Genomic DNA, 3,583 nt, shown 5'->3' on the forward strand with positions numbered 1-3,583 from the left:
CTGTCGGGAGAGAAGGTCAACTGGAAAGAAGTCGCCATCGCGGGCGGTGTGGGATTTTTGACGGCAGGGCTGCTGGATGCGAAGGTGCTGGGAGCCATGGGCAAAGGGATCGGCAAGATCGCACCTACATGGGTCAAAGAAGGGTTCTCGGCCGTGATGAACGGCTTTGGTAAAGCGGTGCAGAAGCTGAAAAATGCGGGTAGCGAGCTGGCAGATGCGATAAGCCGCGGCTCCAGTTATTTGAATCCGAAGAATTACGGGGTCCTGGCCACACCGGAAGGTGCCACCTTTTTTGCAAAGGTTGGGGATGAGCCTTTGGTGGGAAGTGCGGGAAGAGGGGCCAAAGGGTCTGGTGGCGGTACACCTCCGAAACCAAAAGAACCGCCAGAGAAGCCACCGGAAGCTGGGGGGACGGGTGATCCTACCGATACTACCAAGGGAGTAAGCGAATTTAATTTTGGAAAGTATTTGAAAAACGAAATTGGAGATCCACCAAGTGATATGATAGATCCACATGCACATCATATCTTATTTAAGGAAGGGCATGGGAAATCTCAAAAAGAATTAGTTAAAGAAGGGCAAGAAATACTAAGGGAATATGGTCTTGATCCAATCTTTGGACTTGAGAATCTTGTCTGGGCACCTAATCGGGTTAAAGGCCAGCATGGAATCGATGCTCTCAAAAATGTTGTAGATAAGATAAAAGCTGTAAAAGAAGCTGGTGGTGACTTGGAGGATATGGTAAAAATGCTTAAAAAGCTAGGAGATATAGCTAAAAGGAGAAAATAGATAACATATGGATATTTTACAAATTACTAAAGAAATTCGTTCTGCTATCAAGCAAGGCAATACTGAAAGAGTTATTGCATTAATTGGTTCTGATGATGACCTTTTAAACATAATGACACCATTTGGAACATGGCTTCACGTCGCAGCTTCAGAAGGAAAGCTTGAAATAGTCAAGTGCCTTATTGATCTAGGTGCTGACGTGAATATGATCGGTGGAGTATATGACGGTGGAGTACTTAACGAGGCTGCTTCAGAAGGACACCTTGAAATCGTTAGATATTTATTGTCCAGTGGAGCTGAATTGGATGTAAGCGAACCGGAAAGAAATCCGTTGTTTGGTGCTATTAGTAACGGGCATATAGATATTGCGAAGCTTTTAATCGAAAGCGGCATTGATACCCATGTTAGGTATAGTGGAGAGGCTATGAAAAATGTGGATGCATTAACGTTTGCCCGCGAACAGGGGCAGATGGAGATTGTTAAATTGTTGGAAACAATGAGTAAGGGTACAGTAACAGAAACAAATAACCATAAACAAAATAAAGATTATGAAATTTTAGAACATGTGACCAAATACTTCGGTTCAGTCTGTAATACTATAAGTGAAATTATACCTGGAAGTAGAGTAACGGTTAATATTCACATCATACCACCGTCTAAAGCAAGTAATTTCATAACTCTTGTTACTACTGGTATGAGTGATTATCCCATGGATGACTCAGACGAAGCTAATGAAGTTAAATATGCCGAGTTGTTACTAAAGTTACCATCAAATTGGGCAATTGATAAAAATGATATGAATGACCATAACAATTATTGGCCTCTAGGATGGCTTAGAAAAACGGCTCATATTCCTCATATTTATGATGGGTGGTTAGCAGAAGGGGTTATCCTACCTAATGGTGAACCTCCACAGCCATTTGCATCAAACACAAAGTTATCTTGTATTATGGTATGTAAAGCCCGAGAAAGCGGTCTGGAGAAACTTGTGAACACACAAGGTAAAATTATAAATTTTTATACACTTGTACCTATTTATGAAGAAGAAAGAATACTTGCTTTGGAAAAGGGGTATAAGTACTTAATAAAAAAAATGAATGAAAAAGGTATTACTGATGTTCTTGATACTAATAGAGAGAATGTTGGGTTATAGGCAAGAGATATTTAAAAGACTTTAACATTAATGGAGGAAAATCTTAACTTAACTGCTATGAATGTAGATTGTCAACCTCCATTTTTAAGGTTTTAAATGATTCAAAGTGAAGGCAAAATGGGAGAACAACTACTATTCGTAGGTTGAGTAACCACATATTATGCCAAAGTGGAGCCTCTGGGAACTTTCAACGCATATTTAGCCAAATGAAATAAATTCCATGAGATTAATATAGGAGTTTACGAACATGGGGGTATTAAACAATTTTCTATTACGAAAGCGGTGAAATTGTACCAAAATCAGCTGCTACAGATCATACAATGCAACCAACAAACCAAACACAAAACAATTTGACAAAACTTCAAAAGCTTATTCTTAACTTCAATCATGAGTAGGAATGAGCTTTTTTACATCCCAAAATTAAAGGGGAAGAAGCCAATGGTAAAGCAGGTACAGCCTGCATTCCCGTGAAATTATAACGAGATTGATGTAAAATCCTTGTAGTGCCGCGGCTTTTCAGCGATTCTACCCGTTAGATTTACCGTCAATCCTCGTTTTAATTATAACGATGATTGACAAAATTAATAATTGGACGAGATTTCAATTAAAAGATGTAATTCCAAATATAAGCATATTTATTTCCCTAATAATTGAATATAAGGGGTTAAAAGTATTGGATATTAGGGTCCCACACTTAGTCCGCTAACCTCGTTATAATGTGGTCGGGAATTCAGGGTACAGGCAACTGAAGAAAGAGTATGTTTAATTTCCCAAGCCGAGTATGAAAATATTGTCATCCTTACATGACTTCTCCAGTTCTCATCAAGTCAATGGCTGAAAATCTAAGAACGAGTGAGCAAGCAAGAGAAAATATTAATTTATAGTGGGAGGTGTTGTTATGGCTAGGCAATTTTTTTCTGAAAATGAAAATTTACAACCATTTTTTAATGAAATAAACCTTTATGTCGATGGAGTTCATGATTTAAATCAGGGAATCGATTTTGATACAATTGAAAGCTTAGAAAGAGAGCTTAAAGTCCAATTCCCCAAAATATATAAAGATTTTCTTCACGTATGCAATGGTGGCGAATTGTTTGTCCAGGAACAGTTTTATCAGAAATATATATCCCCTCTACCGGGCAAAGAAAAAGGGGGGGCTCATATTTAAATGATTCTTTTAAAAAAGAACGAAGACGACCAGGAATGCCGGATAGATATCTAATTATTGCCGATCTTAATTATGGCGATAATATTTGTATGGATTTAGATGCAAGCGATGGATATGATGCGAAAGTAATTCAATGGAATCGAGAGACTATAACAGTTTCTAGAAGCTGGGATGGTTTTGTGGAATGGCTAATGGATGAATTAGATGAAGGGGCAATGTTAGTAGACTATGAAGGAAACGAAAAAGATTTAGATTTTTAGACTTCTAATTTTTTTATCATGGTTGGTGATTGAAATTCTAAACCAACAAACTAATCGCATTTTATTAACTTTCAAAGGCATATTCCAACTTGAATTTATGAGAAGGAATAGGCTTTTTTCTATGAAAAAAAAGATCCCACTGCGAACAGTGAGACAAGGGTGAAACTTAAGGGAAATGGCGAGACGATTTATTTGGTGTCGGAACAAGGGGGG

4 protein-coding genes are annotated in these 3,583 nt (G+C 38.2%); all 4 read left to right on the forward strand.

Going from position 1 to position 3,583, the window contains the following annotated elements; all coding sequences use genetic code 11:
* The coding region (locus L692_RS31140) for an AHH domain-containing protein (protein WP_232238771.1) at window positions 1-789 on the forward strand (789 nt) is incomplete at its 5' end.
* Window positions 790-796: 7 nt separating this feature from the next.
* Window positions 797-1,942, forward strand: a complete 1,146-nt coding sequence (locus L692_RS0111740; protein WP_025700055.1) for a suppressor of fused domain protein — start codon at window positions 797-799, stop codon at window positions 1,940-1,942.
* 898 nt (window positions 1,943-2,840) lie between these two features.
* Complete coding sequence (locus L692_RS33830) at window positions 2,841-3,110, forward strand: SMI1/KNR4 family protein (RefSeq protein ID WP_269636730.1); 270 nt, start codon at window positions 2,841-2,843, stop codon at window positions 3,108-3,110.
* A gap of 35 nt (window positions 3,111-3,145) precedes the next feature.
* Window positions 3,146-3,370 (forward strand): SMI1/KNR4 family protein, encoded by a 225-nt coding sequence (locus L692_RS33835; protein ID WP_269636731.1) that lies wholly within the window; start codon window positions 3,146-3,148, stop codon window positions 3,368-3,370.
* Window positions 3,371-3,583: the final 213 nt, after the last annotated feature.

This window comes from Paenibacillus forsythiae T98 (genome assembly GCF_000520735.1).
Taxonomy (GTDB): domain Bacteria; phylum Bacillota; class Bacilli; order Paenibacillales; family Paenibacillaceae; genus Paenibacillus_AQ; species Paenibacillus_AQ forsythiae.